Origin of the sequence: Micromonospora sp. CPCC 206171, from assembly GCF_036906755.1 — a bacterium.
In the GTDB taxonomy this organism is placed as follows: Bacteria; Actinomycetota; Actinomycetes; order Mycobacteriales; family Micromonosporaceae; genus Micromonospora; species Micromonospora purpureochromogenes.
The window spans coordinates 68,060-94,984 of sequence record NZ_JBAKHT010000015.1 but is presented as its reverse complement, the minus strand read 5'-3'; the positions used below and the strand labels follow the sequence as shown (position 1 = coordinate 94,984).

General features: G+C 70.7%; 29 protein-coding genes. 17 read left to right on the top strand and 12 right to left on the bottom strand.

Going from position 1 to position 26,925, the window contains the following annotated elements:
• Positions 1-495 precede the first annotated feature (495 nt).
• Complete coding sequence (locus V6U89_RS18475) at positions 496-1,095, top strand: TetR/AcrR family transcriptional regulator (RefSeq protein WP_334572500.1); 600 nt, start codon at positions 496-498, stop codon at positions 1,093-1,095.
• Positions 1,092-2,720, top strand: a complete 1,629-nt coding sequence (locus V6U89_RS18470) for an isovaleryl-CoA dehydrogenase (RefSeq protein WP_334572499.1) — start codon at positions 1,092-1,094, stop codon at positions 2,718-2,720. Before V6U89_RS18475 ends, V6U89_RS18470 begins: the two co-directional genes overlap by 4 nt.
• Before the next feature lie 12 nt (positions 2,721-2,732).
• On the opposite strand, the gene V6U89_RS18465 is transcribed toward V6U89_RS18470, so the two are convergent.
• Positions 2,733-3,923: an MFS transporter gene (locus tag V6U89_RS18465; RefSeq protein ID WP_334572498.1), complete on the bottom strand. Its 1,191-nt coding sequence runs from the start codon at positions 3,921-3,923 to the stop codon at positions 2,733-2,735.
• A gap of 85 nt (positions 3,924-4,008) precedes the next feature.
• Between V6U89_RS18465 and V6U89_RS18460 the strand changes: the two genes are divergently transcribed.
• Positions 4,009-4,335 carry a DUF4326 domain-containing protein gene (locus V6U89_RS18460; protein ID WP_334572497.1) on the top strand — a complete coding sequence of 109 codons (327 nt, stop codon included), beginning with the start codon at positions 4,009-4,011 and terminating at the stop codon, positions 4,333-4,335.
• Between the two features lie 26 nt (positions 4,336-4,361).
• On the opposite strand, the gene V6U89_RS18455 is transcribed toward V6U89_RS18460, so the two are convergent.
• Positions 4,362-5,852: a CoA-acylating methylmalonate-semialdehyde dehydrogenase gene (locus V6U89_RS18455; RefSeq protein ID WP_334572496.1), complete on the bottom strand. Its 1,491-nt coding sequence runs from the start codon at positions 5,850-5,852 to the stop codon at positions 4,362-4,364.
• Positions 5,849-7,138 (bottom strand): aspartate aminotransferase family protein, encoded by a 1,290-nt coding sequence (locus V6U89_RS18450; RefSeq protein ID WP_334572495.1) that lies wholly within the window; start codon positions 7,136-7,138, stop codon positions 5,849-5,851. Before V6U89_RS18450 ends, V6U89_RS18455 begins: the two co-directional genes overlap by 4 nt.
• A gap of 125 nt (positions 7,139-7,263) precedes the next feature.
• Here V6U89_RS18450 and V6U89_RS18445 point away from each other — a divergent pair, with 125 nt between their 5' ends.
• From V6U89_RS18445 to V6U89_RS18420, 6 genes are all read left to right on the top strand, one after another.
• Entirely contained in the window at positions 7,264-8,868 is a 1,605-nt protein-coding gene (locus tag V6U89_RS18445) for a PucR family transcriptional regulator (protein WP_334572494.1), read from the top strand.
• Between the two features lie 239 nt (positions 8,869-9,107).
• Positions 9,108-10,664 carry an NCS1 family nucleobase:cation symporter-1 gene (locus V6U89_RS18440; RefSeq protein WP_334572492.1) on the top strand — a complete coding sequence of 519 codons (1,557 nt, stop codon included), beginning with the start codon at positions 9,108-9,110 and terminating at the stop codon, positions 10,662-10,664.
• A complete protein-coding gene (locus V6U89_RS18435; RefSeq protein WP_334572491.1) occupies positions 10,661-11,503 on the top strand; it encodes a nitrilase-related carbon-nitrogen hydrolase in 843 nt (280 codons plus the stop codon). The genes V6U89_RS18440 and V6U89_RS18435 overlap by 4 nt, the downstream gene beginning before the upstream one ends.
• The gene (hydA, locus tag V6U89_RS18430) at positions 11,500-12,903 is read left to right on the top strand and encodes a dihydropyrimidinase (RefSeq protein WP_334572490.1); all 1,404 of its coding nucleotides are present in this window, start codon (positions 11,500-11,502) and stop codon (positions 12,901-12,903) included. Before V6U89_RS18435 ends, hydA begins: the two co-directional genes overlap by 4 nt.
• A gap of 12 nt (positions 12,904-12,915) precedes the next feature.
• Complete coding sequence (locus V6U89_RS18425; RefSeq protein WP_334572489.1) at positions 12,916-13,908, top strand: TIGR03842 family LLM class F420-dependent oxidoreductase; 993 nt, start codon at positions 12,916-12,918, stop codon at positions 13,906-13,908.
• Positions 13,909-13,981: 73 nt separating this feature from the next.
• Entirely contained in the window at positions 13,982-14,851 is an 870-nt protein-coding gene (locus V6U89_RS18420) for an NAD(P)-dependent oxidoreductase (RefSeq protein ID WP_334572487.1), read from the top strand.
• Between the two features lie 29 nt (positions 14,852-14,880).
• Here the strand turns inward: V6U89_RS18420 and V6U89_RS18415 are convergent, their stop codons facing one another.
• Entirely contained in the window at positions 14,881-16,413 is a 1,533-nt protein-coding gene (locus V6U89_RS18415; RefSeq protein WP_334572485.1) for an amino acid permease, read from the bottom strand.
• Positions 16,414-16,717: 304 nt separating this feature from the next.
• Here V6U89_RS18415 and V6U89_RS18410 point away from each other — a divergent pair, with 304 nt between their 5' ends.
• Genes V6U89_RS18410 through V6U89_RS18400 form a run of 3 tightly spaced genes read left to right on the top strand, consistent with a single transcriptional unit; the run spans position 16,718 to position 18,369 of the window.
• Positions 16,718-17,038 carry an ArsR/SmtB family transcription factor gene (locus V6U89_RS18410; RefSeq protein ID WP_334572484.1) on the top strand — a complete coding sequence of 107 codons (321 nt, stop codon included), beginning with the start codon at positions 16,718-16,720 and terminating at the stop codon, positions 17,036-17,038.
• Positions 17,038-18,012: a TIGR03086 family metal-binding protein gene (locus V6U89_RS18405; protein WP_334572482.1), complete on the top strand. Its 975-nt coding sequence runs from the start codon at positions 17,038-17,040 to the stop codon at positions 18,010-18,012. Before V6U89_RS18410 ends, V6U89_RS18405 begins: the two co-directional genes overlap by 1 nt.
• A gap of 12 nt (positions 18,013-18,024) precedes the next feature.
• Entirely contained in the window at positions 18,025-18,369 is a 345-nt protein-coding gene (locus tag V6U89_RS18400) for a TfoX/Sxy family protein (protein WP_334572481.1), read from the top strand.
• A gap of 585 nt (positions 18,370-18,954) precedes the next feature.
• On the opposite strand, the gene V6U89_RS18395 is transcribed toward V6U89_RS18400, so the two are convergent.
• From V6U89_RS18395 to V6U89_RS18385, 3 genes are all read right to left on the bottom strand, one after another.
• Positions 18,955-20,937 carry a beta-propeller domain-containing protein gene (locus V6U89_RS18395; protein WP_334572480.1) on the bottom strand — a complete coding sequence of 661 codons (1,983 nt, stop codon included), beginning with the start codon at positions 20,935-20,937 and terminating at the stop codon, positions 18,955-18,957.
• A 169-nt stretch (positions 20,938-21,106) separates the two neighbouring features.
• Complete coding sequence (locus tag V6U89_RS18390) at positions 21,107-21,457, bottom strand: hypothetical protein (protein WP_334572479.1); 351 nt, start codon at positions 21,455-21,457, stop codon at positions 21,107-21,109.
• Positions 21,458-21,539: 82 nt separating this feature from the next.
• Positions 21,540-21,989 (bottom strand): VOC family protein, encoded by a 450-nt coding sequence (locus tag V6U89_RS18385; protein WP_334572477.1) that lies wholly within the window; start codon positions 21,987-21,989, stop codon positions 21,540-21,542.
• A gap of 108 nt (positions 21,990-22,097) precedes the next feature.
• On the opposite strand from V6U89_RS18385, the gene V6U89_RS18380 reads away from it, so the two are divergent.
• The gene (locus tag V6U89_RS18380) at positions 22,098-22,532 is read left to right on the top strand and encodes a TIGR03668 family PPOX class F420-dependent oxidoreductase (protein WP_334572476.1); all 435 of its coding nucleotides are present in this window, start codon (positions 22,098-22,100) and stop codon (positions 22,530-22,532) included.
• A 16-nt stretch (positions 22,533-22,548) separates the two neighbouring features.
• On the opposite strand, the gene V6U89_RS18375 is transcribed toward V6U89_RS18380, so the two are convergent.
• The 5 genes from V6U89_RS18375 to V6U89_RS18355 form a co-directional block, all read right to left on the bottom strand.
• The gene (locus tag V6U89_RS18375; protein ID WP_334572474.1) at positions 22,549-23,460 is read right to left on the bottom strand and encodes a TIGR03619 family F420-dependent LLM class oxidoreductase; all 912 of its coding nucleotides are present in this window, start codon (positions 23,458-23,460) and stop codon (positions 22,549-22,551) included.
• A gap of 40 nt (positions 23,461-23,500) precedes the next feature.
• On the bottom strand, positions 23,501-23,893 hold the full coding sequence (locus V6U89_RS18370; protein WP_334572473.1) for a DUF2267 domain-containing protein: 393 nt from the start codon (positions 23,891-23,893) through the stop codon (positions 23,501-23,503).
• Positions 23,894-23,967: 74 nt separating this feature from the next.
• Positions 23,968-24,387 carry a DUF2267 domain-containing protein gene (locus tag V6U89_RS18365; RefSeq protein WP_334572472.1) on the bottom strand — a complete coding sequence of 140 codons (420 nt, stop codon included), beginning with the start codon at positions 24,385-24,387 and terminating at the stop codon, positions 23,968-23,970.
• A gap of 131 nt (positions 24,388-24,518) precedes the next feature.
• Positions 24,519-24,770, bottom strand: coding sequence for a hypothetical protein (locus V6U89_RS18360; RefSeq protein ID WP_334572471.1), 252 nt, complete (start codon positions 24,768-24,770; stop codon positions 24,519-24,521).
• A complete protein-coding gene (locus tag V6U89_RS18355) occupies positions 24,767-25,036 on the bottom strand; it encodes a DivIVA domain-containing protein (protein ID WP_334572470.1) in 270 nt (89 codons plus the stop codon). The genes V6U89_RS18360 and V6U89_RS18355 overlap by 4 nt, the downstream gene beginning before the upstream one ends.
• 264 nt (positions 25,037-25,300) lie before the next feature.
• Here V6U89_RS18355 and V6U89_RS18350 point away from each other — a divergent pair, with 264 nt between their 5' ends.
• The 4 genes from V6U89_RS18350 to V6U89_RS18335 all read left to right on the top strand — a co-directional run bounded on the left by V6U89_RS18350 (position 25,301) and on the right by V6U89_RS18335 (position 26,916).
• Positions 25,301-26,188, top strand: a complete 888-nt coding sequence (locus V6U89_RS18350; protein ID WP_334572469.1) for a helix-turn-helix domain-containing protein — start codon at positions 25,301-25,303, stop codon at positions 26,186-26,188.
• On the top strand, positions 26,181-26,402 hold the full coding sequence (locus V6U89_RS18345; protein WP_334572468.1) for a DUF397 domain-containing protein: 222 nt from the start codon (positions 26,181-26,183) through the stop codon (positions 26,400-26,402). Before V6U89_RS18350 ends, V6U89_RS18345 begins: the two co-directional genes overlap by 8 nt.
• A 61-nt stretch (positions 26,403-26,463) precedes the next feature.
• On the top strand, positions 26,464-26,694 hold the full coding sequence (locus V6U89_RS18340) for a hypothetical protein (protein ID WP_334572467.1): 231 nt from the start codon (positions 26,464-26,466) through the stop codon (positions 26,692-26,694).
• A 39-nt stretch (positions 26,695-26,733) separates the two neighbouring features.
• Complete coding sequence (locus V6U89_RS18335; protein ID WP_334572466.1) at positions 26,734-26,916, top strand: hypothetical protein; 183 nt, start codon at positions 26,734-26,736, stop codon at positions 26,914-26,916.
• The last annotated feature ends 9 nt before the right edge of the window (positions 26,917-26,925 follow it).

The window sequence follows — 26,925 nt, the reverse complement described above, 5'->3', positions numbered from 1 at the left end:
CCGGTCGTACTTCTCGCTCATCGCGGTCAGGCTGGCTTCGGCCTCCAGCAGCTTGGCCTGCAGGTACTCCACGTAACCGCGAGGCACCGACAGGGCGGTGCGGGCCGGCCGGGGCACGGACACCGTGGGCATGGCGATCACCCGACCCGGCGGACGACACGTCCGCGCCACGTGCGGGAACCGGCCAGCGACTGCGGTCGACGAACGGATCCATTCTGGAACGACATGGTGGGCCGCCTTCCTTGGGGACGCGATGATGGGGGTCATCTCGCACCGCCGACGGGGTCAGTCGGCACCCCAGCGCCATCCGGCCGAGGGGCCGGATACCAGCCGGCGCGGATCGACGCGGGAAACCGCGGGGCAGGCCGCCCCTGACCCGCTGCAATGCGGTGACGTCCTTCTACCCGCACTCGCGGCCGACTATGCATATCCGTCACTTGACGGAGAAGGCACACCACCTTGTCGCCAAGGACTGAATGATGGTTCAATCCTTGCGTGGCCTACCGGAGCACCGACCGCGTGCGGGCTCGGCTGAACGCTTCCCGGGAACGGATCATCGCCGCGGCCCTGGGAATCATGGCCGAGCACGGGTATGCCGGCTGCTCCGTCGCCGCCGTCGCCGAGCGGGCCGGCCTGGCGACGGGCAGCGTCTACCGCCACTTCCCGACCAAGGCCGACCTGTTCGCCGAGGTGTTCCGCACGGCCTCGCAGCGCGAGGTCGACGCGGTCGCGCGCGCCGCGGCGCTGGAGGCCACCGCCGCCGCGCAGATGTCCGCCGTCGTGGAGACGTTCGCCGGGCGCGCGCTGCAGTCCCCGCGGTTGGCGTACGCCCTGCTCGCCGAGCCGGTCGACCCGGCGGTCGACGCCCAGCGGCTCGTCTTCCGTCGGGCGTACGCCGAACTGATCGCCGGCCACGTCGCGGCCGGGGTGGCGAGCGGTGAACTGCCCGCACAGAACCCCGACCTGACCGCGACCGCGCTGGTCGGCGCCCTGGCCGAAGCCATGGTCGGTCCGCTGGCCGCCGGGGTCGCCGGCCCGGACACCATCCCCGCCCTGATCGCCTTCATCCACCGCGCGCTGGGAGTATCGCCGTGACGACGCACCAGGTGTTCAACCAGGTCCCACCGCTGGCCGGCTACGATGCGGCGGACGACCCGGCACTGCTCGACGGGCTCGAGCGGGAGGGCGCCGGCTGGGCCGCCTCCGAGCTGCACGAGCTCGGCCGGCTGGGCGGCAGCGAGCAGGCCATCGAGTACGGGCGGCTGGCCAACGAGCATCCGCCGACCCTGCGCACCCACGACCGCTCCGGCCATCGGATCGACGAGGTCGAGTTCCACCCCGCCTGGCACGAGCTGATGCGCACCGCTGTCACGCACGGCCTGCACGCCGCGCCGTGGGCGGACGACCGATCGGGCGCACACGTGGCCCGGGCCGCCAAGTTCTACACGTGGCGCCCCGACGCCGGCCACGGCTGCCCGATCTCGATGACCTACGCGGCCGTGCCGGCGCTGCGGCACAACCCGGAACTGGCCGCGCGGTACGAGCCGCTGCTCACCGCGACGACGTACGACTTCGGGCTGCGCTCGCCGCTGACGAAGCGAGGGCTGCTGGCGGGCATGTCGATGACGGAGAAGCAGGGCGGCTCGGACGTACGCGCCAACACCACCACCGCCGGCCCGGCGCCGGACGGCACCTACCGGCTCGTCGGGCACAAGTGGTTCACCTCCGCACCGATGTGCGACGTCTTCCTCACCCTCGCCCAGGCGCCGGGCGGGCTCACCTGCTTCCTGGTCCCCCGCGTCCTTCCGGACGGCACCCGCAACCCGATGCGCCTGATGCGCCTGAAGGACAAGCTCGGCAACCGATCCAACGCCTCGTCCGAGGTCGAATACGAGCAGGCGGTCGCCTGGCGCGTCGGCGACGAGGGGCGTGGCGTCCGCACGATCATCGACATGGTCAATCTGACCCGCCTGGACTGCGTCATCGGCGCGGCGGCCGGGATGCGCCAGGGGGTGATCACCGCCGCCCATCACGTCACCCACCGGCAGGCCTTCGGCCGGTACCTCGTCGACCAGCCGCTGATGCGCAACGTGCTGGCGGACCTCGCGGTGGAGTCCGAGGCCGCCACCGTTCTCATGATGCGCCTCGCCGGAGCGACCGACCGATCCGCGCGCGGCGACGCCGGTGAGACGGCGTTCAAGCGGCTCGCCCTCGCGGTCGGCAAGTACTGGGTCTGCAAGCGCTGGCCGGCACACGCCGCCGAGGCCCTCGAGTGCCTGGGCGGCAACGGCTACGTCGAGGAGTCGGGTATGCCGCGGCTGTTCCGCGAGTCGCCGCTGAACTCGATCTGGGAGGGCTCCGGCAACGTCGCCGCCCTGGACGTACTGCGCGCTCTCGTCAAGGAACCCCAGGTCATGGAGGCCTTCCAGGCCGAGGTGAGCGCCGCTGCCGGCACCGACGCACGGCTCGACGCCGCGGTCCGCCAGGTGCAGGCCGACCTGTCCCACCTCGACGACCTGGAACTGCGGGCCCGGCGCATCGTCGAGCGGCTCGCCCTGGTGCTGCAGGGCTCGCTGCTGGTGCGGCACGGCCACCCCGCCGTCGCCGACGCCTTCTGCGCGTCCCGGCTCGGCGGCGACCACGGCCAGGCGTACGGCACCCTGCCGACCGGCGTCGACTTCGCCGCGATCATCGCCCGCGCCACCCCGAAGGTGGGCTGACCGGAGGTTGCGTCAGGTCGCCGGTCGGACGATGGCGAGGAACAGGGCCAGGGCGACGATCTGGATGCCGGCCACGGTGACGATCACCGCGGTGATCGAGTAGTCGTAGAGGGCGCCGGTGAGCAGCCCGCCGACCAGCGTCGCCCCGCCCAGCCCGGCGGCGAAGATGCCGTAGGCGGTGCCCCGCCGCGCGGCGGGGACGATGTCGGCGATGGTCGCCCGCATGGTGGATTCCTGGATGCCGAGCACCGCGCCCCAGGCCAGCACCCCGGCGACCGCGATCGCCGGGGTGCTGGTGAAGGCGGCCAGCGGGATCAGGGCGGTCAGGACGGGTACGGCGGCGAGCACCCGGACGCCGGCCCGGTCGTACAGCCACCCGGAGGCCAGCGCGGCGAGCGCGTCGACGCCCATCGCGGCGGCGTACACGACCGGGATCACCGCCAGCGGTACGACGTGCCGCGTGGCGAGGTGGAAGCTGAGCACCCCGAAGGTGGCGAAGCCGGCCGTGGTCACCGCCGTGAACGCCAGATAGGTCCAGAACACGCGGGGCAGCCGGCCGCCCGGCGGGGTTGCCGCCGTGCCGGGTCGAGGGCCCGGTTCGAAGCGGCGCGGGTCCGGCACGCCGGCGCGTAGCCACAGCAGCAGGAGCAGCGCCGCCACGGCGGGTACGGCCAGGGCGAGGAACGCGGGCCGGTAGTTGTGGGCGGTGGCGGCCAGTACGGCGGCGACCAGCAGCGGCCCCGCCACGCCGCCGGCCTGGTCGAGCGCCTCGTGGACGGCGAAGCCCTTGCCGCGGCCGACCGCCGCGGCGGCGTGCGAGAGCATGACGTCCCTCGCCGGGCCGCGGATCGCCTTGCCGGCGCGCTCCGCGACGAACAGCGCCGCGGCCAGCCACAGCGCGGTGGTCAGCCCGAGAGCGGGCACCGCGATCATGGTCACGGCGTAGCCGACCAGGACGAGCGGCCAGTAGGCGCGGGTCCGGTCCGCGAGGGGTCCGGTGGCCAGCCGCCCGGCCAGGGCGGTCGCCTCGCCGGCGCCGGTGACCAGCCCGACGACGGTCGCGGACGCGCCGAAGGTGGCCAGGTAGGGGCCGATGACCGACCGGGCGCCCTCGTACACCACGTCCGACAGTAGGCTGACGACACCGAAGGCGGTCACGAACCGCCACGGCGTCCACCTGCTGGTGAGCGCGGTGACTCTCACCCGTGCAGTCTGGCCTACCGGCAAGCTGGCCGGGCGCGGATCGCAGCGACTACCGTTTCGCCGGGAAGAACCGAGGAGCCGAGCCATGCGGGCAACCACAGTCGTCAACCTGAAGGGCCACCGCGACGACCCGGCGTACGCCGACGTGGTCTACGTCGGGCGCGCCATGTATCGCGGCGGCTGGCAGCTCCCCCGCTCCCCGTTGTCCAGCCCGTACCGCCCCGGCCCGGACGGCACCCGGGACGAGGTCCTCGAGAAGTACCGCGCGTACCTGCTCGACAGCCCCGAACTCCTCGCCCTCCTCCCGGACCTGCGCGGGCGCCGGCTCGGCTGCTGGTGTGCGCCGGAGCGCTGTCACGCCGAGGTGATCGCGGAACTCGCCGACTCGCCGCCGGCGTCGAGCCGCCGGTAGGAGGCCCGGCGGAGCCCTCGAGCTGCTCAGCTGTTCTGTGGGAAGCCGAGGTTCACGCCGCCGTGGGACGGGTCGAGCCACCGGCTGGTGACCACCTTGGCCCTGGTGAAGAAGTGCACGCCGTGCGGCCCGTACGCGTGCGAGTCACCGAACAGGGAGTCCTTCCACCCCCCGAACGAGTAGTACGAGACCGGAACCGGGATCGCCACGTTGACGCCGACCATGCCGACCTCGATCTCGTTCTGGTACCGCCGCGCGGCGCCGCCGTCGTTGGTGAAGATGGCGGTGCCGTTGCCGTACGGGTTGGCGTTCACCACGTCGACCGCCGCGTCGTAGCTGGGGACCCGGACCACCGAGAGCACCGGGCCGAAGATCTCGTCGGTGTAGATGGACATGTCCACGTCGACGTGGTCGAAGAGGGTCGGCCCCAGCCAGAAGCCGGCGTCGTCACCGTCGATCGCATGGCCGCGTCCGTCGACCACCAGCTTCGCGCCCGCGGACCGGCCGGCGTCCAGATATGACCGCACCCGGTCGCGGTGCGCCCCGGTGACCAACGGTCCCATCTCGCAGCCCGGACGGCGACCGTCGCCGACACGCAGTCCGGCGATCCGCTCGCTGATCTTGCCGACCAACTCGTCGCCGACCGGATCCACCGCCACGACGACGGAGATCGCCATGCAGCGCTCACCGGCCGAGCCGAAGCCGGCCGAGACGGCGGCGTCCGCGGCGAGGTCGAGGTCGGCGTCGGGCAGCACGACCATGTGGTTCTTCGCGCCGCCGAGCGCCTGCACCCGCTTGCCGTTCCGCGTCCCGGTCTCGTAGACGTACCGGGCGATCGGCGTCGACCCGACGAACGAGACCGCCTTGACCTCCGGATGCGCGAGGATCCGGTCGACCGCCTCCTTGTCGCCGTGCACGACGTTGAACACGCCGTCCGGCAGCCCGGCCTCGGCGAAGAGCTCCGCCAGGAAGTTCGCCGCGGAGGGGTCCTTCTCGCTCGGCTTCAGCACCACGGTGTTGCCGCAGGCGATGGCGTTGGGCACGAACCACAGCGGCACCATCGCCGGGAAGTTGAACGGGGAGATCACCCCGACCACGCCGAGCGGCTGCCGGATCGAGTACACGTCCACGTTGGTCGAGGCGTTCTCGCTGAACCCGCCCTTGAGCAGCTGCGGGATGCCGCAGGCGAACTCCACCGCCTCCAAGGCACGCTGGATCTCGCCCGCCGCGTCGGAGAGCACCTTGCCGTGCTCGGCGGTGATGATCTCGGCGAGGTGGGACTTCCGGGCGTTGAGCAGTTCACGGAACGAGAACATCACGTTCGCGCGTTGGGCGAGGGAGGCGTGGCGCCACCGGGAGAAGGCTTCCCGGGCGGCGGTGACCGCCTCGTCGACGTCCGAGGCGCTGGCGAAGTCGACCTGCCCGCCGACCTGCCCCGTCGCGGGGTCGTACACGTCACCCGTGCGCTGGGCGGTGCCGGTCCAGGCCTTGCCGCCGATCCAGTGCGTGATCCTCATGCCGACACCGCCGCCATCGCCTCGGCGAGGATGCCCAGCGCCTCGTCGGCCTCGTCCTCGGTGAGCGTCATCGGCGGCGCCAGCCGGATCACGTTGCCGTGCAGGCCGCCCTTGCCGACCAGCAGCCCGCGACTGCGCGCCTCCTCCAGCAGGGCGGTCGCGGCCGCGGGATCGGGCTCGCCGGCCGGGCCGACGAGCTCGAGGGCGAGCATCAGACCCTTGCCGCGTACGTCGCCGACCACCGGATGTGTCGCGGCGACCGCGCGAAGACCCTGGATCAGCCGATTGCCGAGTTTGGCGGCGTTCGCCTGCAGGTCGTGGTCGAGGAGGTAGTCGAGGGTGGCCAGGGCCCCCGCGGTGGAGATCGGGTTGCCACCGAAGGTGGAGATCGAGTTGGCCCGCAGGCAGTCCATGAGTTCCGCGCGCGCGACGACACCGCCGATCGCCAGACCATTGCCGAGTCCCTTGGCGAAGGTCATCGCGTCCGGCACGACGTCGTGCGCCTGGATGCCCCAGAAGTGCTCGCCGGTACGGCCCCAACCGGTCTGGACCTCGTCGGAGACGAGCAGGATGCCGTACTCGTCGAGCACCTTCTTGAACTCGCGGAACAGGCCGTCGGGCGGGGAGGCGAAGCCGCCCACGCCCTGGATCGGCTCGACGATCATGCAGGCCACGTCGCCGGCGGTCGCGGTCTCGATCACCTCGCGCAGGTCGGCGACGCACGCCTTGACGTAGTCGGCGTCCGACAGGTCCCTGAAGGGGCTGCGGTACCGGTAGCCACCGTGCACCCAGCTCACCCTGATCGGGCTGAGTTCACTGGCCGACCAGCCGCGGATGCCGGTGATCGCGACGGTGGCGAACGCGCGCCCGTGGTACGAGTTGCGCAGCGCCAGCACCTGCCCGCTGCGGCGGTACTGCGTGGCGAGCATCAACGCGGTCTCGTTGGCCTCGGTACCCGAGTTGGTGAAGAACACCTTCGCGTCCGGGATCCCGGAGAGCTGCGCGATCTTCTCGGCGAGCTCGACCTGCGACTCGATCAGGTACAGCGTCGAGGAGTGCAGCACGCCGGTGTCGATCTGCGCGCGGACCGCGTCGCTGATCTCGGCCACGTCGTAGCCGACCGAGTTGGTGAGGATGCCACCGAAGAAGTCGAGGTACGTGCGGCCCTCGCGATCGGTCACCCGGCGACCGTGCCCGCCGGCGATCTCGATCGGCTCCTCGTAGTAGAGGGCCAGCCACTTCGGCAGCACGGACCGGTGTCGATGCAGCAACTCCCGATGCGCCATCGCGTCCTCCGTATCTCGTGACTGAGCCGAGTGTCGCGACACTTCGGTGCTCGCCGCCACCGACAACCTGTACGGGTCGCCATGGATGGCACTACGTTGTGTGCATCCCTCGCAGGGGAGGCCGCATGTACCCCACGGTCGCCGAAGCCATAGCGCTGCCCGTGATCCGGCGCGCCCGGCCCCGCGTCGTGGCGGGGTCCGCCGGCCTGCCGGGGCCCGTCCGCTGGGTCCACGCGGCGGAGGTCGCCGACATCGCCCATCTGCTGCGCGGCGGCGAGCTCGTGCTGACCACCGGCATCGCGCTGCCGGACGAGGAAACGGCGCTGACAGCGTACGTGGACGACCTGGCCGCGGTCGGCGCGGCGGGGCTCGTGGTGGAGCTGGTCCGGCGCTGGAGCGACCACGTGCCGGAGGCGCTGGTGGCGGCGGCGGAACGACACCGGTTGCCGTTGATCACGCTGGGGCGGGAGACGCAGTTCGTGTCCGTCACGGAGGCGGTCGTGGCGTTGATCGTGGACGCGCAGCTCGCCGAGCTGCGGGCGGCGGAGCAGGTGCACGAGACGTTCACCGCGCTCACGGTCGCCGGGGCGGAGCCGGCCGAGGTGTTGCGTGAGGTCGCGAGGATCTCCGGGCTGCCGGTCGTGCTGGAGACGCTGGGGCACGACGTGCTCGCGTACGACGCGGCCGGGCAGGACCCGATCGAGCTGCTGACCGACTGGGGGCAGCGGTCCCGGTCCGTGGCGGTGTCCCAACGGACCGCCTACGACGAGGAAGCCGGCTGGCTGATCACCGCCGTCGGCGCGCAGGGCGCCGACTGGGGACGGCTGGTGCTGCTCTCGCCGGCCCCTCCCCCGCACCGGCACGTGGTGGTCGCGGAGCGGGCCGCGTCGGCACTGGCGGTGCACCGGCTCGTGGCGCGGGACCGGGAGAGCCTGGAGCGGCAGACGCACCGGATGTTGCTCGCGCAACTGCTCGGCCAGGCCCTGCCTCCTCCTGATCTGACCACCCGGGCGGCCGCGTTGGGCGTCGCGCTGGAGCGGCGGAAACTGGTCGGGGTGGCGATCCGGCCGGGGAGCATCACGCCGCGCGCCCCCGCACTGGCCACGCAGGAGGTGTTGCGGGACCTCGCGGAGGCCACCGCGTTGGCCGCGCGGCGGGTCAGCGTGCCGGCGTTGGTGGGCGTCGTGGACGAGACCAGCGTGCGCGCGTTGTTGTCGTTGCCCGCGCAGGCGGCGGTCGACGCGGTCCTGCGGCGGTTGGCCCGAGAGGTGCACCGCTCGGCAGCCGGTGCGGTGGTGGTGGCCGTCGGGACGACGGTGTCGCAGGTGTCGGACGTGCGGCGCAGTCTGGGAGAGGCCGCGCACGTCGCCGGTGCCGCGTTGCGCTCCCCCGGCACCCAGCTCTACCACCGCTTGGATGACGTGCGACTGCGTGGCCTGCTGCACCTGCTGCGCGAGGACGAGCGCGTCCGGGCCTTCGCGCACCGGGAGCTCGGGCCCCTGTTGGCGCGAGATGACAGTCAGGGCAGCCGGCTGGTGGAGCTGCTGCGCTGCTTCTGCGAGCAGGGTGGGAACAAGTCGGCGGCGGCCGCCGTGGCGCACCTGTCCCGTACGGCCTACTACCAGCAGCTGTCGCGGATCGCGCAGGTGCTCGGGGTGTCGCTGGAGGATCCGGAGTCGATGTTGTCGTTGTACGTGGCGCTGCTGGTGCACGAACTCGACGAGGCCTGACGGGTCAAGGGCCCGGCAGGAGGCCGGAATCCAGCCAGCGCGGCGATTGACAGCTCCGTGCGGGCATGCCCGTGGACAGAGTGTGCCCCGATCATGGCAAGCGTGGACACTTTGCCGCTGCCCGTGGCGGGTCCGGGGCACCCACCATTCCCAGATAAAGATCGTGCTGATCCGCCCCCACCCGCAGCACGCGCCGGTTGGCCGGCCGCTGTTGCGGCAGCGTGACAGGGAGGTGACCGATGGCCGTTGAACCCCTGCCCCCCGCCGCAACCACCGCGGCCGAGCCGGGCACACAGATCACCCATCCGGATGGCCGAGTCGAGTTGCGTGACTTCTCGACGATCGCCGACAGCCGCTACTTCAACGAAGAGCTCGCCCCGGTCCCCATCGAGAAGCGCACCTGGACCACGTACAACTTCGCGGCGCTGTGGATCGGCATGGCGCACAACATCCCCACGTACCTGCTCGCCGCCGGGCTCATCCAGCTCGGCATGAACTGGGTGCAGGCGTTTCTCACGATCACGCTGGGCAATCTGCTCGTCCTGATCCCGATGCTGTTGAACAGCCACGCGGGCACGAAGTACGGGATCCCGTTCCCGGTCTTCGCCCGCGCGTTCTACGGGGTCCGCGGCGCGAACCTCCCGGCCCTGCTCCGCGCCTTCATCGCGTGCGGCTGGTTCGGCATCCAGACCTGGATCGGCGGCGAGGCGATCTATGCGATCGCCGGCAAGCTGCTCGGCTCCTGGTGGGTCGAGGCGGCGACGGTGCTGGACCACCCGTGGACGCTGTGGGCCTCGTTCTTCCTGTTCTGGGCGATCGAGATGGCGATCATCTGGCGGGGCATGGACACCCTGCGGCGCTTCGAGAACTGGGCCGCACCGTTCGTCATCGTGGTCGCCGTCGCCCTGCTGATCTGGGTGCTGGTCGAGGCGGGCGGGCTCGGCCCGATCCTGTCCGAGCCGTCGAAGCTGGGCTGGGGCGCCGACTTCTGGAAGCTGTTCGCGCCGTCCCTGATGGGGATGATCGCCTTCTGGGCGACGCTGTCGCTGAACATCCCCGACTTCACCCGGTTCGGCGGCAGCCAGCGGCAGCAGGCGTACGGCCAGATCCTCGGCCTGCCGACCACGATGTCGTTCTTCGCCATCCTGTCGATCATGATCACCTCGGGCACGGCAGTCATCTACGGCGAGGCGATCTGGGACCCCATCCAGCTCGCGGCCAAGTTCGAGAACCCCCTGGTCGTCGCGCTCGGCCTGTTCACCGTCGTGGTCGCCACGCTGTCGGTGAACGTCGCGGCGAACACGGTCAGCCCGGCGTACGACTTCTCCAACGCCGCGCCCCGATGGGTGAGCTTCCGGACCGGGGGTCTGATCACCGGCGTACTCGGCATCCTGATCCAGCCGTGGCGCCTGGTGCAGGACCCCAACATCTACATCTTCGTCTGGCTCGGGTTCTACGGCGGCCTGCTCGGCGCGGTCGCCGGCGTACTCATCGCCGGGTACTGGATCCGCTACCGCACCAGCCTCCAACTGCCGGCCCTCTACCGCCCCGAGGGCCGGTACTGGTTCTCCGGCGGGTGGAACTGGGCCGCCATCGTCGCCACCGTCGTCGGCGCGGTCCTCGCGGTGGGTGGCGCCTACTCCGCACCCGGCAAGGGGCCGTTCCCGTCCGACGGGCTCATCCCGTTCCTCAAGCCGCTCTACGACTACAGCTGGGTGGTCGGGCTGGTCGCCGGGTTCCTCGTCTACCTGGCGCTGTCGATGCCGCGGACCGCGCACGCGAAGGGGGAGAAATGAGCACCATCATCCGAGCCGGGCTGGTGCAGCAGAAGTGGACCGGTGACAAGGAGTCGATGATCGCAGGAGCGGTCGAGGCCATCCGCAGCGCCGCCTCGCAGGGCGCCCAGGTGGTCTGCCTGCAGGAGCTGTTCTACGGCCCGTACTTCTGCCAGATCCAGGACGCGGACTACTACTCGTACACGGAGGCCATCCCGGACGGGCCGACGACCGCGCTGATGCGCGAGGTCGCCGAGCAGCACGGCGTGGTGCTGATCGTGCCGATGTACGAGCAGGAGCAGCCCGGTGTCTACTACAACACCGCCGCGGTGATCGACGCCGACGGCACCTACCTCGGCAAGCACCGGAAGAACCACATCCCGCAGGTGAAGGGGTTCTGGGAGAAGTTCTACTTCCGGCCGGGAAACCTCGGCTATCCGGTGTTCGACACCGCCGTGGGGCGCATCGGCGTCTACATCTGCTACGAGCGGCACTTCCCGGAGGGCTGGCGGGCGCTCGGCCTGGCCGGCGCGAAGATCGTCTTCAACCCGTCGGCGACCAGCCGTGGCCTGTCGGAGTACCTGTGGCGGCTGGAGCAGCCGGCGGCGGCGGTGGCGAACGAGTACTACGTCGGCACCATCAACCGGGTCGGTGTGGAGCCGTTGGGCGACAACGACTTCTACGGCCAGTCCTACTTCGTCGACCCGCGGGGCCAGTTGGTCGGCGACGCCGCCTCGGACACCGAGGAGGAGGTCGTCGTCCGCGACCTCGACATGGACCGGCTGGCCGAGGTCCGCGACCTGTGGGCCTTCTACCGCGACCGCCGTCCCGACACGTACGAGTCGCTGGTGACGCCGTGAGCATCGTCATCCGCAACGGAACGGTGGTCAACGCCACCGGGGCGTACCCGGCGGACGTGCTGGTCGAGGGCGAGCGGATCGCGGCGCTCGCCGCGCCCGACTCGGGCCTGGCCGAGCAGTGGGCGGCCGGCGCCGAGCGCGTGATCGACGCCGCCGGGAAGTACGTGGTGCCCGGCGGCATCGACGGCCACACCCACATGGAGATGCCGTTCGGCGGCACGTTCTCGGCGGACAATTTCGAGACCGGGACGATCGCGGCGGCCTGGGGCGGCACGACGACCATCGTCGACTTCGCCGTGCAGGGCAAGGGCACGTCGGTGCTGTCCGCGCTGGACAAGTGGCACAGCAAGGCCGACGGCAACTGCGCGATCGACTACGGGTTCCACATGATCGTTTCGGACGTCAACGACACGTCGCTGAAGGAGATGGAGGCCTGCATCGACGCGGGCGTGAACACGTTCAAGATGTTCATGGCCTATCCGGGGGTCTTCTACGCCACCGACGGGGAGATTCTGCGGGCGATGCAGAAGGCCCGGGACACCGGATCGATGATCATGATGCATGCGGAGAACGGCATCGCCATCGACCAGCTCGTCCTCCAGGCGCTGGCCAACGGTCAGACGGACCCGGTGCAGCACGGCCTGACCCGGCCGCCCGAGTTGGAGGGCGAGGCGACCTCCCGGGCGATCGCGCTGGCCAAGGTCACCGGCGCGCCGCTGTACATCGTGCACCTGTCCGCCGCGCACGCCCTGGACGCGGTCACCCAGGCCCGCGACACCGGGCAGAACGTGTTCGCGGAGACCTGCCCGCAGTACCTGTTCCTGTCGCTGGAGGATCTGGCCAGGCCCGACTTCGAGGGCGCGAAGTACGTCGCCTCTCCCCCGCTGCGCCCCAGGGAGCACCAGGCGGAACTGTGGCGGGGCCTGCGCACCAACGACCTGTCGCTGGTCTCCACCGACCACTGCCCCTTCTGCTTCAAGGACCAGAAGGAGCTGGGCCGGAGCGACTTCTCCAAGATCCCGAACGGGATGCCGGGCGTCGAGCACCGGATGGACCTGCTCCATCAGGGCGTCGTGCGCGGCGAGATCACCCTGCCGCGCTGGGTGGAGATCAGCTCGACCACGCCCGCCCGGATGTTCGGCCTCTACCCGCGTAAGGGCGTCATCGCGCCGGGCGCCGACGCGGACATCACGGTGTACGACCCGACGGTCCGGCAGACCATCTCGGCCCGCACCCACCACATGAACGTGGACTACTCCGCGTACGAGGGCATGGAGCTGACCGGACAGGTCTCCACCGTGCTGTCCCGTGGTCGGGTCGTGGTCGACGACGACGCCTTCCACGGCGCGGCCGGGCACGGCAGGTTCCTCAAGCGCGACCTCAGTCAATACCTGGTCTGAAAAGGAGAAGCGGTGGACTTCGGTGTCGTACTGCAGACCGACCCGCCGGCTCGCGACGTCGTGGCCGGCCTCACCGCCGCCGAGGACAACGGGTTCCGCTACGGGTGGACGTTCGACTCCTGCGTGCTGTGGCAGGAGCCGTTCGTCATCTACTCGCAGGTCCTCGCCGCGACCAAGCACCTGATCGTCGGGCCGATGGTGACCAACCCGAGCACCCGCGACTGGTCGGTCACCGCGTCGCTCTTCGCCACGCTCAACGACATGTTCGGCAACCGCACGGTGTGCGGGATCGGCCGCGGCGACTCGGCCCGGCGGGTCATCGGCCAGCCGCCGGCGAGCCTGGCCACGCTGAAAGAGGCGATGCACGTGATCAAGGAGCTGGCCGAGGGCAACGAGGTCGAACACCACGGCACGCCGGTGCGCATCCCGTGGGTGCGCGACGGCCGGCTGGAGATCTGGATGGCCGCCTACGGCCCGAAGGCGCTGCGGCTGGTCGGCGAGCAGGCCGACGGCTTCATCCTGCAGACGGCCGATCCCGACATCGCCCGCTGGACGATCGGCGCGGTCCGCGACGCGGCCACCGCGGCAGGTCGAGATCCCGACTCGATCACGATGTGCGTGGCCGCGCCGGCGTACGTGGGCACCAACCTCGCGCACCAACGGGATCAGCTGCGCTGGTTCGGCGGCATGGTCGGCAACCACGTGGCCGACCTGGTCGCCCGCTATGGCGACTCCGGGGTGGTGCCCAAGGCGCTCACCGACTACATCAGGGGCCGCGAGGGCTACGACTACGCCCACCACGGCCGCGCCGGCAATCCGTCCACCGACTTCGTGCCCGATGAGATCGTCGACCGGTTCTGCCTGGTCGGCCCCGAGTCGGCTCATGTCGACCGGCTGCAGGAGCTGAAGGAGATCGGGGTGCACAACTTCGCCCTCTACCTGATGCACGACGACAAGGAGAAGACACTTTCCGCGTACGGCAAGAACGTCATCGCGCAGGTCTGACCCACCGGCCGTGCCGCCACACGTGTCAGCGGTACGTGCGGCACCGGGCGGGGGAGGTTGGCAGGATGGGGCCATGGCCACGGTCGCGGTGATCGGTCTGGGTGGGATGGGCAGCCGGATGGCGGGCCGGTTGCTCGATGCCGGCCATGACCTCGTTGTCTGGAACCGCACGCCGCAGCGGGCCAGCAATCTCGTGGCGCGTGGCGCGGTCGCTGCCGACAGTCCGGCAGAGGCTGCCCGCCGGGCCGGCTTTGTCATCACCATGCTGTCTGGCCCGGCCGCCCTACAAGAGGTGGTCGAGGGCCCGCAGGGCATCGCCGCCGGTGCTACCGCCTCGACGACGCTCGCTGAGATGTCCACCGTCGGGCCGCCCGCGGTGCGACGGTTGGCCGCGATGCTGCCGGATGGTGTTGGCCTGCTCGATGCGCCGGTGCTGGGCAGCGTATCGGAGGCCGAGTCGGGTTCGCTGCGGATCTTCGTCGGAGGGCCGGAGCAGCTTGCCCAACAGTGGATGCCACTGTTGGGCGCTCTTGGCTCGCCGGTGCATGTCGGACCGCTCGGTGCCGGCGCGGCCGCCAAACTGGTCGCCAATTCGACCCTCTTCGGGGTGCTGGCGGTCCTCGGTGAGGCGCTCGCACTCGCGGACGGGCTTGGGCTGCCGCGCGACACCGCGTTCAAGGTCCTGGCCGCGACTCCCGTCGGCCCGCAAGCGGATCGGCGGCGGCCGGCGATCGAGTCGGACGAATTCCCGCTCCGGTTCGCGCTGTCACTCGCCCGTAAGGACGCCGATCTGGTCGTGGCGGCTGCCAAGTCGGCAAGTGTCGAACTGCCGGTCGCCGCGGCCGCTCGGCAGTGGATCGTGGCAGCCCAGCAAGCCGGCCTCGGCGACCGGGACTACTCGGCCGTACTCGCGCACATCACCGGCACTGCCCGATCAGCCTGAACCCGGCCGCCGGCAGGCCGGTCAGCCGGTCAGCGCGGCGGGGGCGACGAGGAGCCGAAACCGGTGTCGAGGTCCGGCTGGTCAGGCATCGGTGGGCCTTCCTGCCCGTCGTGGGCGAGGCGACTGCGACGGCGGCCGTAGAGGAAGTAGACGACGATCCCCAGCGCCATCCAGGCGAAGAACCGCAGCCAGGTCTCGACGGTGAGGAACAGCATCAGCACGGCGCAGGCCACCATCGCGAGAACCGGAATCACCGGTCCCCAGGGGACGCGGAAGCCGCGAGGCAGGTCCGGCCGGGTACGGCGCAACAGGATGACCGCCGCCGCGACGAGGACGAACGCGAACAGGGTGCCGATGTTGACCAGTTCCGCGAGTTCCTCCAGCGGGATGAACCCGGCGAGCACGGCCACCACCACGCCCACGATGACGGTGATGCGGTGCGGGGTGCCGAAGCGCGGATGCACCCGCGCCAACCAGCGCGGCAGCAAGCCGTCACGACTCATGGCGAAGGCGACCCGGCTCTGCCCCAGCATCAGGATCATGACCACCGTGGTCAGCCCGGCGAGAGCGCCGACGGTGATCAGGTTGGCGATGAACGGCTGCCCGACGGCCTGGAACGCCGCAGCCAGCGGTGCCGCCGTGTCCAGCTCGGCGTAGTTCTGCATGCCCACCACCACCAGTGAGACGGCGACGTAGAGGGTGGTGCAGACAGCCAGCGAACCGAGGATCCCGCGCGGCACGTCGCGATGCGGCACCCGGGTCTCCTCGGCCGCGGTGGCCACGATGTCGAAGCCGATGAACGCGAAGAACACCAGCGCACCCGCGGCGAAGATGCCGCTGATCCCGAAGTTGGCGGGGGCCTGCCCGAAGACGGCCTCCAGCAGGGTCGCATCGGCGCCGGCACCGCCCGCCGCCGGCTCGGCCGGCGGGACGAACGGCGTGTAGTTGTCGCGCTTGACGAAGAACAGTCCGGCGACGATCACGAAGAGGACCACCGCCACCTTGATGGTGACCACCACGGCGTTCAGCCGCGACGAGACCTTGATGCCGGCGACCAGGACCGCGGTGAGGAGCAACACGATCAACGCGGCGGGCAGGTTGAACGCGCCGCCCTCGCCCCCGGTGATGGCGGGTGGCAGCGTCACCCCGAGCGTCTCCAGGAGCACCGCGAAGTACTGCGACCAGCCCACGGCCACCACCGCAGCGGCGAGGACGAACTCCAGGATGAGGTCCCAGCCGATGATCCACGCGATCAGCTCGCCGAGCGCCGCGTACGAATAGGTGTAGGCGCTGCCTGCGACCGGCACGGTGGACGCGAACTCCGCGTAGCACAGCGCCGCCAGCGCGCAGGCGACACCGGCCACGACGAAGGACAGCGCGACCGCCGGCCCGGCTGTCTGGTTCGCGGCCACCCCGGTCAGCACGAAGATGCCCGTACCGATGATGACCCCGATGCCGAACACGGTGAGATCCAGGCCGGACAGGTCCTTGCGCAGCCGGTGCTCCGGCTGCTCCGTGTCGCGCATCGACTGCTCGACCGATTTCCTGCGCAAGAGGCTCACAACCAGTCACCTCACCGTCTGCCCGACCTGATGTCGCCCACGAATGACCCGAATCAGGACGAACAAACCTGGCGCGTCGTGCCGACCGTGCCTTCTTGCGTAGGCCGGGCGGGAAAGGCCCCGCCGTCCGGCGCGAACGACGCTCAGTGACGGCCATGCACCCTCACCGGTGACCTCAAGCAGCGCGGGGACCGCAGCCACATCGTCGTGTCAGCCCGCCCACCCGACACAGCCGCCGCGCCGGGTGGGCCGCCGCAGCGGCGCGGCTTTGACAAAAGCGTTAGCCGTGGCTAACGTGTTTTTGGTGATCGACGCGTTGTCTGCCGCCGCTGAGCCAACCCGGCGACGGATCTTGCAGCTGCTCGCGTCACAGCCCCGCACGGTGAGCAGCATCGCGGCGGAGTTCGCGGTCACCCGGTCGGCAATTTCCCAGCATCTGTTGTTGCTGGCGCAAGTCGGCCTGGTGGAGGCCGAAAAGGTCGGCCGTGAGCGCATCTATCGGGTCGTTCCCGAAGGACTCCGTCGGCTGCAGGCCGAGATCGACCGGTTCTGGACCGCCGAGCTCGACCTGTTGGTCGCCGACGCACACGCCCTGAAGGCTCAACGGATCGAGAGAGACCACTGATGTTCACCAAGACCGTCATTCTTCCCGTCGACATCGACGAGGCATTCGCCCTCATCACCGAGCCGGAGCGGCTGCGCCGCTGGCAGACGGTATCCGCCCGCGTCGACCTCCGCGTGGGTGGTGACTACCGCTGGACCATCACCCCCGGCCACGTGGCGGCGGGCACCTTCCGGGAGGTGGAGCCCGGCAAGCGTGTCGTGTTCGGTTGGGGTTGGGAAGGCAACCCAGGCCTCGCCCCCGACAGCTCGACCGTCACGATCACGGTCGAGCCGGTCGCCGACGGCACCAAGGTCACCCTCACCCATGAGGGGCTGACCGATGAGCAGGCGGCGATGCACGCCGAGGGCTGGAACCACTACCTCGGCCGTCTCGAGAAGGCTGCCGTCGCCGGGGACGCCGGCCCGGACGAGTGGTCCGCCGCTCCCGAGCGGCTTGATGAGCTGTCCGCCGCCGACGCCACGCTGGCCGTGCTCCAGACGGTCCTGCGCCAGCTGACCCCTGAGGACCGGCCGAAGCAGACCCCGTGCGCGGACTTCACCTGCCACGACCTCGCCGAGCACCTGTTCGGCTCCATGGTCGCCTTCGGCTCGATGGCCGGCGTCGAGGTCGTGAACCCCGAGACGGGTTCGCTGGAGAACCGGGTGGCCACCATGGCGGCGCAGGCCATCGAGGGGTGGCGGGCACGCGGCCTCGACGGCACCGTCCCCGCTCCCGGCGGCGGCGAGATGCCAGCCAGGTTCGCGGCGAGCATCATGCCGGTGGAGTTCCTGCTGCACGTGTGGGACATGGCCCAGGGCAGCGGCACCCCCCTGGTCGTCAGTGACGAGGTCGTGGCCTACGTCCACAAGCTCGCCGAGCAGCTCGTCCCCGGGGCCCGCGGTTCCTCGTTCGCCGACGAGATCACCCCGTCCACCGATGCCGACCCGATGGAGCGGCTGGCCGCTTTCGCCGGCCGTCGCCCGGTCGCTGCGTAACAGGATCCGACGATGCAGATGCCCAAGCCCACCGACGCTGACAAGCAGTTCTTCCGCTCCCTCGTGCCGGAGGCACCGGGAGTCGAGGTCAAACCGATGTTCGGCAACCTCGGTGCCTTCGTCAACGGCAACATGTTCGCCGGCCTGTTCGGCTCGTCGGTCGGCGTGAAGCTCGCCGCCGACGACCTGGCCGAGCTGGCGATGGTCGAGGGAGCGGGACCGTTCGGCCCGGCCGAGCGTCCGATGGGTGGATACCTGTCGCTGCCCTCGTCGTTCACCGCCGAACAATCGACCCTGTGGGTCAACAAGGCGCAGGATTACGTCGCGACGCTGCCGCCCAAGCACAAGAAGAAATAGCAGCCATCAGGGGGCGGCGACACACGTCCCAGCGGCGGGAGTCGCTCGGCGATCAGCGGGCGTCCAGCGACGTCCGCTGGTCTGCCCAGCGCAGCGCGTGGGGTGGGGATGCACGCCGGGTTCAGCGGGGTTCGGCAACCGCTGCCAGGCGCGGCGCAGGTCCGCCTGCACCGGGTTGTGAGCCGCTTCCTCGGCCACTCCGGCCGGCGGGTCGTCGCCCGGCTCGTGCATCTCGGCACCGGGTACCGACAGCACGACCCCCCGCTCGTACAGGTCGGCGATCTGCTCCCGGTGGGCGAAGCGGTGGGACTGATCCGGCCGGGCGGTGCCACGATGACGCCGTGGAAGATGTCCCACCGTTCGTCGGTGAGCACCTGCTCGACCACGCCGACGGGTGCGAGTCGACGTCGTGGACCCGGGTGCCGACGGCGAGTAGCCGTCCGGGTCCCGCAGGTAGCACCGCGTACCCGCTTGCGACGCCGGCACACCTGGTGAATTGCGGGACCGGCGTCGCGAGGCCGGGTCAGCGGATGTCCGGCCTGATCACCTGGAACCTGCCCTCGACGTCGGACGCCACTATGCGGGTCACGCCGTACGCAGCCAGCCGAGGGTCTGCATGGTGGCGAGGCTGGTCGCCTTGAGGCCGGCGTCGGACACGGTCCAGAGCACTCCGTCGACCACCAGTGACCGGCGGATCGGCGCCGGCTCCTCGGCGCGGCGCGTGCCCAGCGTGTGGTCGACCGTGCCGGCCTCGGTGAACCCGCCGTCGCCGACGCGCAGTGCCAGCGCCACGTTGTTCACCGCACCAGGCTTGCTCACGGCGCCCGTGTCGTAGACAGTCAGTGGCACCACGACCAGGCGTTCGGCCGGCCAGTAGAGGAACGCGTGCGGGTCGAACTCCGCCTCGGAGTGCCCCTGCCTGACGTGATACTGGGCGATCCGGGTCGGCCTGGCCGGCTCGGCGACGTCGAAGAGCGAGAGCTGGGTGCCCTGGACCCGGCCCTGGTCGGACGCCTCCTGCCCGACACCGAGCAGCCGTCCGTCGCCGGCCGGGTGCAGGTACGCCGAATACCCGTTGATCTTCAGTTCGCCGCTCACCTTCGGCGCCCCCGGATCACGCAGATCGACGGTGTAGAGCGGGTCGGTCTGCCGGAACGTGACGACGTACCCGGTGCCGCCCACGAACCGTACCGCGTAGATCCGTTCCCCCTTGCCCAGTCCGGTGACCTTGCCGACCTGGGTCAGCGCCGTGCCGTCGGCGCGCAACACGTAGACGCTGGACGTCGAGTTCGGCTTGTCGCCCCAGGTACGGCCCCGGGTGGTGGCCACTCTCAGGTGCCCGTCCCACTCCGACATGGCGTACTGGTTGACGAGCCAGCCCGGTACGGACGCGGTGGCGACGTACCGCGGGGCACCCGCCCCCGAGGTGTCGAACTGGTAGATCTCGGTGGTCTCGTCCTTGGGATCGGGTGCGATGTTGCGCGCGGTCAGCATCGGCAGCACCCGCCAGCGCTGGTCGTTGGCGACGTACAGCCGGGGTCCGTTGCTGTAGACGGTGTCGCCGTCGGCGATCACGGTGACCGGGTCGCCGGCGCCGAGCGTGGCCGCACCGAGGTCGAAGCTGAGCACGGTCACCAGTGACGTGCCGGAGTAGGCGGCCGGCCGGCTCACCCGTTCGCAGCCGACCCGTCCCGCGCTGGTTCGCCCGCCCGAGGTGACCTCGTACCGGGGCAGCCAGTCGTCAGCGGTGGCGTTGTCGATGATCTCGCGGTTGGCGGCGGTGCGCTGCCCATCGGTGGCCCGTTCCCGGTACGGGAAGTTCAGCCGGGGCGCGGAGCGGACCACGACCCGGACGGTCGTGCCCACCTGGCGGGCGTCCACCAGACTGCCGTCGATCCGGTACTCGCCGATGATCTTCGGCGCGCCGGACAGGTCGACCATGATCAGCTGGGGGCCGACGATGCCGTCCGGCATCGGGGCGTCTGCGACGCGCCCGCCTCCCTCGGGGACGGCCGGTTTCGTCATCCCGGCCCACCCGTCGCGGCGCAGCACCAGCGCCCGGTCACCGTGCAGCAGCAGGGCGTCTTCGCCCCCGCCGTACCCATCGGCACCGGGTGCCAGGTCCAGCTCTCCGGTCAGCCGGCGGGTGGCCGGGTCGACCACGTACAGCTTGCCGTGGCTCACGGTGACGATCCGCTTGCCGTCGGTCTTGACCAGGTCCGGTTCATCGGCCCCGGCCTCGTGCGTGTTGGTGCCCGAGTAGCCGGGGGCGGCAGCCTTGGACGCCGCATCCGCCGACCCCGCCGCGGCGGGCGCCCCAGCCGCTTCGGCGCGACCGAAGGTACGGATGTCCCCGTTCGACCCGAACCCCCAGGGCCCGACGTACGCCCTGGCCGCCGTCTTCAGCTGCCGCAGCGCCTCCGGGCAGGAGTCGAACGCGACGAGCTGGAAACCGCCGGCCGGCACTCCCCGGTCCCGTGGCGGCACGGGGGCCGGCTCCGCCGTACAGCCGGTGACCAGCGCCAGGCCGGCGACCAGGGTCAGTCTCAGGACGCGAGCGGGAGTCATGACTCGGGGGACGCCGGTGGCGGCCGCTGGCTGGAGTACGTGGGTGCTGCTACCCGTCATGCCCCTACGACGTGGCTGCCCCGGGCTGGGTTCCCGGCCGCTGGTTCATCAGCTCGGTAGAGGTACGAATCTCGCCGTAGGACACGCCGGTCGACGCAGATCGGCGGGTTCAGCGGGGTCGGCTCAGCCGCTGCCAGGCGCGGCGCAGGTCCGCCTGCACCGGGTGGTGAGCCCCTTCCTCGACCACTCCGGCCGGCGGGTCGTCGCTCGGCTCGCGCAGCTCGGCACCGGGTACCGACAGCACAACCCCCCGCTCGTACAGGTCGGCGATCTGCTCCCGGTGGGCGAAGCGGTGGGACTGGTCCGGCCCCGACGGCGCCACGATGATCCCGTGGAAGATGTCCTTCGGCTCGTCGGTCAGCACGTGCTCGACCACGCCGACGGGTGCCGAGTCGACGTCGTAGACCCGGATGCCGACGGGAAGCGCGAGATACGAGACCTTCGCGCCGAGATCCTCCACGACGTTCACCGTACCCGCCGCCTGATCACCACGGGCCCGATCACCATGGCTGGTCCGGGCTGGGTTCCCCGGTGCCGATCGCTCAGGCGGCGGTGGCGCGACCCATCTCGGCGAGGATCCCGGTGCCCTGACCCAGCTCGATCAGATAGCCGTCCGGGTCGCGCAGGTAGCACCGGATCTCGACGCCATGATCCTTCGGCTCGGTCAGGAACTCCCCACCCCGTGACCGCCACTGCTCGTAGACGGCGCGGACGTCGGTGACCCGGACGTTCATCGCGCCGCTGAGCGTGTTCGGATCCGGCGGCGCCTGTGCCCGTACCCCCGGCTTGTCGTCCGTCGGACCACCTTCGTTGTTGATCACGATGTAGCTGTTGTGGAACCGCAGGATCGCCGGCTGGCGTTCCCGCACCACCGTCGCGCCCAGCACCCGCTGGTAGAACTCCCGGGAACGGTCCACGTCCCGCACGATCAGCAGGTGCGTGAGCACCAGCCCACCCTCGGGCTGGAAGTAGTCGGGCGCCTCGCTCGCCATCACGCCTCCCCCGGGTCCGATCGGCAGGGCGTACCCGCCGGCGGCAGCGACACACCCCACGACAACAACGAGTCACCATGACGAGTGTCGGCTGTTACCGTCGGGTCCGTGCCCGCCGACGAGATCCGGCATCGGGTCGGGTCGGCCCGGGTGGCCCGGCTGACCACCGTCGGCGCGGATGGGCGTCCTCACCTGGTGCCCGTGTGCTTCGTCCTGCTCGACGATGTCGTCTACCACGCGGTGGACGAGAAGCCCAAGCGCCACCGGCGGCTGCGCCGGCTGGAGAACATCCGGGCGACGGGGCACGCCTGCCTGCTGGTCGACGAGTACGACGAGGACTGGTCGCGGCTGTGGTGGGTCCGCCTCGATGGGCACGGCCGGCTGGTGGAGGACCGCGCGGAGGAGGCGGCGGCCCGCGCGGCGCTGACCGACAAGTACCCGCAGTACGTCCAGCGGCCACCGGCCGGGCCGGTGATCGCGGTAGCGGTGACCGGCTGGTCGGCGTGGTCCGCGACGGACGCGGCAGCCGACCCGCCCGGGTGAGCGCCGGTCGGGGGTGTCAGCGGGTCCGAGCGAGGGCGTCGAGCACCTCGTCGGCCCGGCGCAGCGACGCCTGCGCGTCGGCGCGGGGCGAGCCGATCTCCGGATCGAAGTTGAGGTCGACGAACAGTTCGGTGATGCCGGCTTCGGCAAGCCTGCCGAGATCCGACCGGATCTGATCGAGCGTGCCGGTGAGCGGCTCGCGATCCGGCGGCCCCGCCGGCCGTACGCGAACCGCGCCGCGGCAGACGAATCGCAGCGCGCCGGGATCGCGGCCGGCCTCCGCAGCGGCGGCCTTGACGGTCGCGACCGCCTCGCCGATGCCCGTCAGGTCCGCCTGGCTGCCACTGACCCAGCCGTCGGCGAGCCGGCCGGCCCGGCGCAGCGCGGCGGGCGCCTGGCCGCCGAGCAGAATCGGCGGGTGTGGCCGCTGCACCGGCTTCGGCTCCAGCCGCGTCGGCGGGACCTGGTAGAACTCGCCGCGATGCGCGGCGACGTCGTCCTGCCAGAGGGCGCGGAGAACGGCGAGGAACTCCTCGGCCCGGTGGCCCCGCCGATGCTTGCTCACCCCCGTCGCCTGGTACTCCTCGTCCGCCCAGCCGAGGCCGAGCCCGACGTCGAGCCGTCCGCCGGCGAGGATATCGAGGGTCGCGGTCTGCTTGGCCAGCAGCACCGGAGAGACGAACGGCATGTTGAGCACCGCCACGCCGAGCCGGACCCGCGTGGTGTGGGCCGCCAGGAACGCCAGCGTGGTCAGCGGATCCTGGACGCTGTGGTAGGTCTCGCTCCAGCCGAGGTCGGCGGGGACCAGGAGCCGCTGGAACGTCCAGAGCGAGTGGTATCCGAGCTGCTCGGCGCGGCGGGCGACGTGGACCATGCGCTCCGGGGTGGCCCACGAGCCGGAGACGGGCGGGGCGAATCCAACCTCCACCCGCGCACCGTACCCGGATCGGGCCAGGTAGTGGCTCGGTTCAGCCCGCGATGCGGCGGTCCAACGGGTGGAGCAGCCGCCGGATGTCCTTCGGCAGCTCGGATTCCAGGCCCTTGAGGTCTTCGGCGCTCACCGCCTCGCGCAGGGTCGTCAACACGGCGCGGGCCACCTCGGCGCTCCGGTCGTCATCCGTTCCCGCGCGGACCCCGATCTCGTTGAGGAACTCCACGAGGTCCAGCTGTTCGGCGAAGTCCACGGTCTTGTGCAGGTACCCTCGCAGCTCCTCGGGGAGTTGGGTGGCGAGGTGCCGCGCCTCGCCGCCGCTGACCCGTTCCGCCAAGGTCGTCAGCGTGGCTCCGACGACGTTCGTCGCCTCCGCCGCCGGCATGTCGGCCCGCTTCCCGACCGCTTCGAGAAATTCGGCGTAGTTCACACGTGCTCCCTTCCGAACCAGTCGGGGTGCGTCGCGGCGTCCGCGAGTTGTTCTCCCTCGCGCAACTGTGCGTGCTACGAGCCGTAAACGTGCCTGCCACCGGCACCCACCGGTTCGATCACCTGCCGGAACTCCTTCGGAAGCTGGGCCACCGCGTCCTCGAACTGGTCACGGGTAACAGCCTCACGGAGCGTGGTGAGCACCGCGCGGACCCCGGGCTCGGCGCGCGCACGGTCGATGGCCGGGTGGTCCGCCACCCGCCGCACGAACTCGTCGAGCCCGAACGACCTGGCCTGTTCCTCCCGTCGGTGCGGTGGCGGTTGGCGCAGGTGATCGTCGAGCCCTTCGGGAAGCTGATAGGCAAGGTTCTCCGCCTGGCCGGCGCTGATCCGATCTGCCAATGTCTCCAACGTCGCGCGGGTGAGGGTCGCCGCCTGATCGGTCGACACCTTCGCCCGCGTGGCCACTGCGTTGATGAAATCCTCGTATTCCACCTGATGCTCCTCTCCGACCTCAGTGCGCCGCGATCGCACGCTCCACCGCTCGGGTGCCGAGCGAGCTGGTACCTCGACAGCCTGCTGGGACGGGGGGTGACCCTGCCTCATCCCCATCGGGCGAATCCGGGTCAGCGGCGCAGGCGGCGGGCGCAGGGACCGTCGTGGTCGGCGCGGAGCAGGCAGCGGCGGCCGCCGGGCATCAGCAGGTCGCAGAAGACCCGATGGCGTACGTTCTGGTGGTCCTCGGCGGAGACCGTGGTCTCCCCCGGGTCGGTCTGCGGCAGCACCAGCAGCCACCGACCGATCACCCGGGCCAGGCGCTGCGCGGCGGGCAGGTCGGCGGCGGCCACCGGCAAGTGGATGACGTACCGCTGGGTCATGCCTCGGATCCCCGACCGCCACGGTCGCTCTGCTGGCGACGCAGCGCGACCTTGGCACAGGCGGCTTCCCGCCGGCTCGCGGCCAGGGCCGCGTAGACGGCGGCCAGGTCCACGGCGACCCGGTCGATGAAGGCGTACACGTGGTCCGGCTCGAGGCCGCGGCGTCCGAGCCCGACCAGCTTGAAGCGGCGCTCGCGCACCTGCCACGGCAGCAGCGGGGTGTACGGCAAAGCGCCGTAGCTCGACCGTTGATTGCGGACGCTCATCTGCTGCCTGCCTCTCGTGTCGGATGGAAGGGGTGGGGCCACTCGTCCTCCCCGCACGCGCGGACCCACCCCGCCCTGCCACCGCAGCTTGTGATCAGCGGTACGGCACCAGGGCCTTGTAGTCATCGTGTGACAGTGCGCAGTGGAGGCGCAACGTTCCACAGCAGAATTCTTGGCTCAGGCATTGACTTCTTTTACTGCAACCGATATGAGTTACGTGGTCGCGTTACTCAGTGTTGCGGGATGGAATCAGGGAGTGTTCGGGTGACAGAGGACGTCGGATCGACCGTGCCGCGTCGGCAGCTCGGTCGGCTGCTGCGCCAGTTCCGCACCGAGGCCGGGGTGACTCTGGACGCCGCCGCCGAAGCCCTCGAATACAGCCGGCAGAAGATCTGGCGGATCGAGAGCGGGCTGGGGCCGGTGCGGGTGTTGGACGTCAAGGCGATGTGCGAGCTGTACCACGTGTCGCCGGAGATGACCGAGGCGATGCGGGGGCTGGCGGCGGAGACGAAGTCGAAGGGGTGGTGGCACGCGTACGGGGACGCGGTACCCAGTTGGTTCGAGCTGTACGTTGGCCTGGAAGCCGCCGCCGCGCATCTCCGCCAGTACGAGGAGACCCTGATCCCTGGACTGCTCCAGACTCGCGCTTACGCCCTTGGCCTCTACCGACCCACAAGCCGCTTGAGCATTGAGGAGCGTGAGCGGGCAGTCGAAGTGCGGTTGCAGCGGCAGGCTCTGCTCACCCGTCGACTCCCGCAGCCCCCACGCCTCGACGCCGTCCTCTCCGAAGCGGTGCTGCGCCGTGCGGTCGGCGGCTCCGGTGTCATGAGCCAACAACTCAGCCACCTTATGGAGGCGTCTGAGCTACCCAACGTCTCAGTCCGTGTCGTGCCGCTCGCCGCCGGACCGCACCCCGGCGCCGTTGCCGGCTCCTTCGTCCTCTTGGACTTCCCCGCCACCAAGGGAGGCCGCGCCACACCCGAACCGTCGGTCGTCTACAGCGAGTCGCTGACCGGCGCGCTCTATCTCGACAAGCCGGAGGAGCTTCGTGCATACGAGGACGTGTGGAAGGGCCTGGATGCACTCGCACTCGGTCAGGCAGAATCGAGAGACATGATCAAGAGGATCATCGGGGAGATGCGGCATGACTGACCTGACCGGCGCCGTGTGGCGCAAGAGCACCCGCAGCGGCGACAACGGCGGCAACTGCGTCGAGGTCGCCGACAATCTCCCCGGCATCGTCGCCGTACGCGACTCGAAGGACCGGGCCGGAGCCGTGCTCACCTTCACGCCCTCGGCCTGGTCGACGTTCGTCGCCGCGGCCGGCGCCCGCCCCACCGATGGGCCGACGACGGTCACCGCCTGACGGTTCTCGCGGGTCCGCCGCCCTGCTGGCGGGACCCACTCGGACGTCGGAGGCTGGTGGCATGGGAATGATGGTGGCTGCGCGACGAATCGAAGGCGCGACCAACGAGGTCCGATACGAGTTCGGGTTCGAGGACAGGTTCGATCGGATTCTCGTGATCGATCCCGGCACTCTCACGGCATGTGTCGAGGACGGCCACTTCAACTCGGCGGCCAGCGCCATCACCGCGAAGATCGTCAAGTCCTGGCGGTCCAGTGGTGAGTTCCCCGCGAGGATCCTGTTCGCCGGTTAGGTCGCACCGGGAAAGTCCGGCGCAGAGCTGCGGCAGCCGATGCTCCCGGCAGGAACGACGATCGTCTACTCGACGGACGCCGAGACGCGCGTCTGGCTCGCGGGGCTGGTGGCGGTGCGACAGCCGGTCGAGGTTGCGCACGGGCGCATGAGAACCCACAGCGGCGGCAATGGCGTCAAGGTCGCCATGAACCGCCCCGGCATCGTCGCCGTACTCGAATGACCCGGCTGA

Coding starts and splice junctions, on each gene's coding strand:
- V6U89_RS18460 (WP_334572497.1), top strand. CDS start 4,009: ATGCGGGCAACCACAGTCGTCAACCTGAAGGGCCACCGCGACGACCCG.
- V6U89_RS18455 (WP_334572496.1), bottom strand. CDS start 5,852: ATGAGGATCACGCACTGGATCGGCGGCAAGGCCTGGACCGGCACCGCC.
- V6U89_RS18450 (WP_334572495.1), bottom strand. CDS start 7,138: ATGGCGCATCGGGAGTTGCTGCATCGACACCGGTCCGTGCTGCCGAAG.
- V6U89_RS18445 (WP_334572494.1), top strand. CDS start 7,264: ATGTACCCCACGGTCGCCGAAGCCATAGCGCTGCCCGTGATCCGGCGC.
- V6U89_RS18440 (WP_334572492.1), top strand. CDS start 9,108: ATGGCCGTTGAACCCCTGCCCCCCGCCGCAACCACCGCGGCCGAGCCG.
- V6U89_RS18435 (WP_334572491.1), top strand. CDS start 10,661: ATGAGCACCATCATCCGAGCCGGGCTGGTGCAGCAGAAGTGGACCGGT.
- V6U89_RS18420 (WP_334572487.1), top strand. CDS start 13,982: ATGGCCACGGTCGCGGTGATCGGTCTGGGTGGGATGGGCAGCCGGATG.
- V6U89_RS18405 (WP_334572482.1), top strand. CDS start 17,038: ATGTTCACCAAGACCGTCATTCTTCCCGTCGACATCGACGAGGCATTC.
- V6U89_RS18400 (WP_334572481.1), top strand. CDS start 18,025: ATGCAGATGCCCAAGCCCACCGACGCTGACAAGCAGTTCTTCCGCTCC.
- V6U89_RS18395 (WP_334572480.1), bottom strand. CDS start 20,937: ATGACTCCCGCTCGCGTCCTGAGACTGACCCTGGTCGCCGGCCTGGCG.
- V6U89_RS18385 (WP_334572477.1), bottom strand. CDS start 21,989: ATGGCGAGCGAGGCGCCCGACTACTTCCAGCCCGAGGGTGGGCTGGTG.
- V6U89_RS18360 (WP_334572471.1), bottom strand. CDS start 24,770: ATGACCCAGCGGTACGTCATCCACTTGCCGGTGGCCGCCGCCGACCTG.
- V6U89_RS18355 (WP_334572470.1), bottom strand. CDS start 25,036: ATGAGCGTCCGCAATCAACGGTCGAGCTACGGCGCTTTGCCGTACACC.
- V6U89_RS18345 (WP_334572468.1), top strand. CDS start 26,181: ATGACTGACCTGACCGGCGCCGTGTGGCGCAAGAGCACCCGCAGCGGC.
- V6U89_RS18340 (WP_334572467.1), top strand. CDS start 26,464: ATGGGAATGATGGTGGCTGCGCGACGAATCGAAGGCGCGACCAACGAG.
- V6U89_RS18335 (WP_334572466.1), top strand. CDS start 26,734: ATGCTCCCGGCAGGAACGACGATCGTCTACTCGACGGACGCCGAGACG.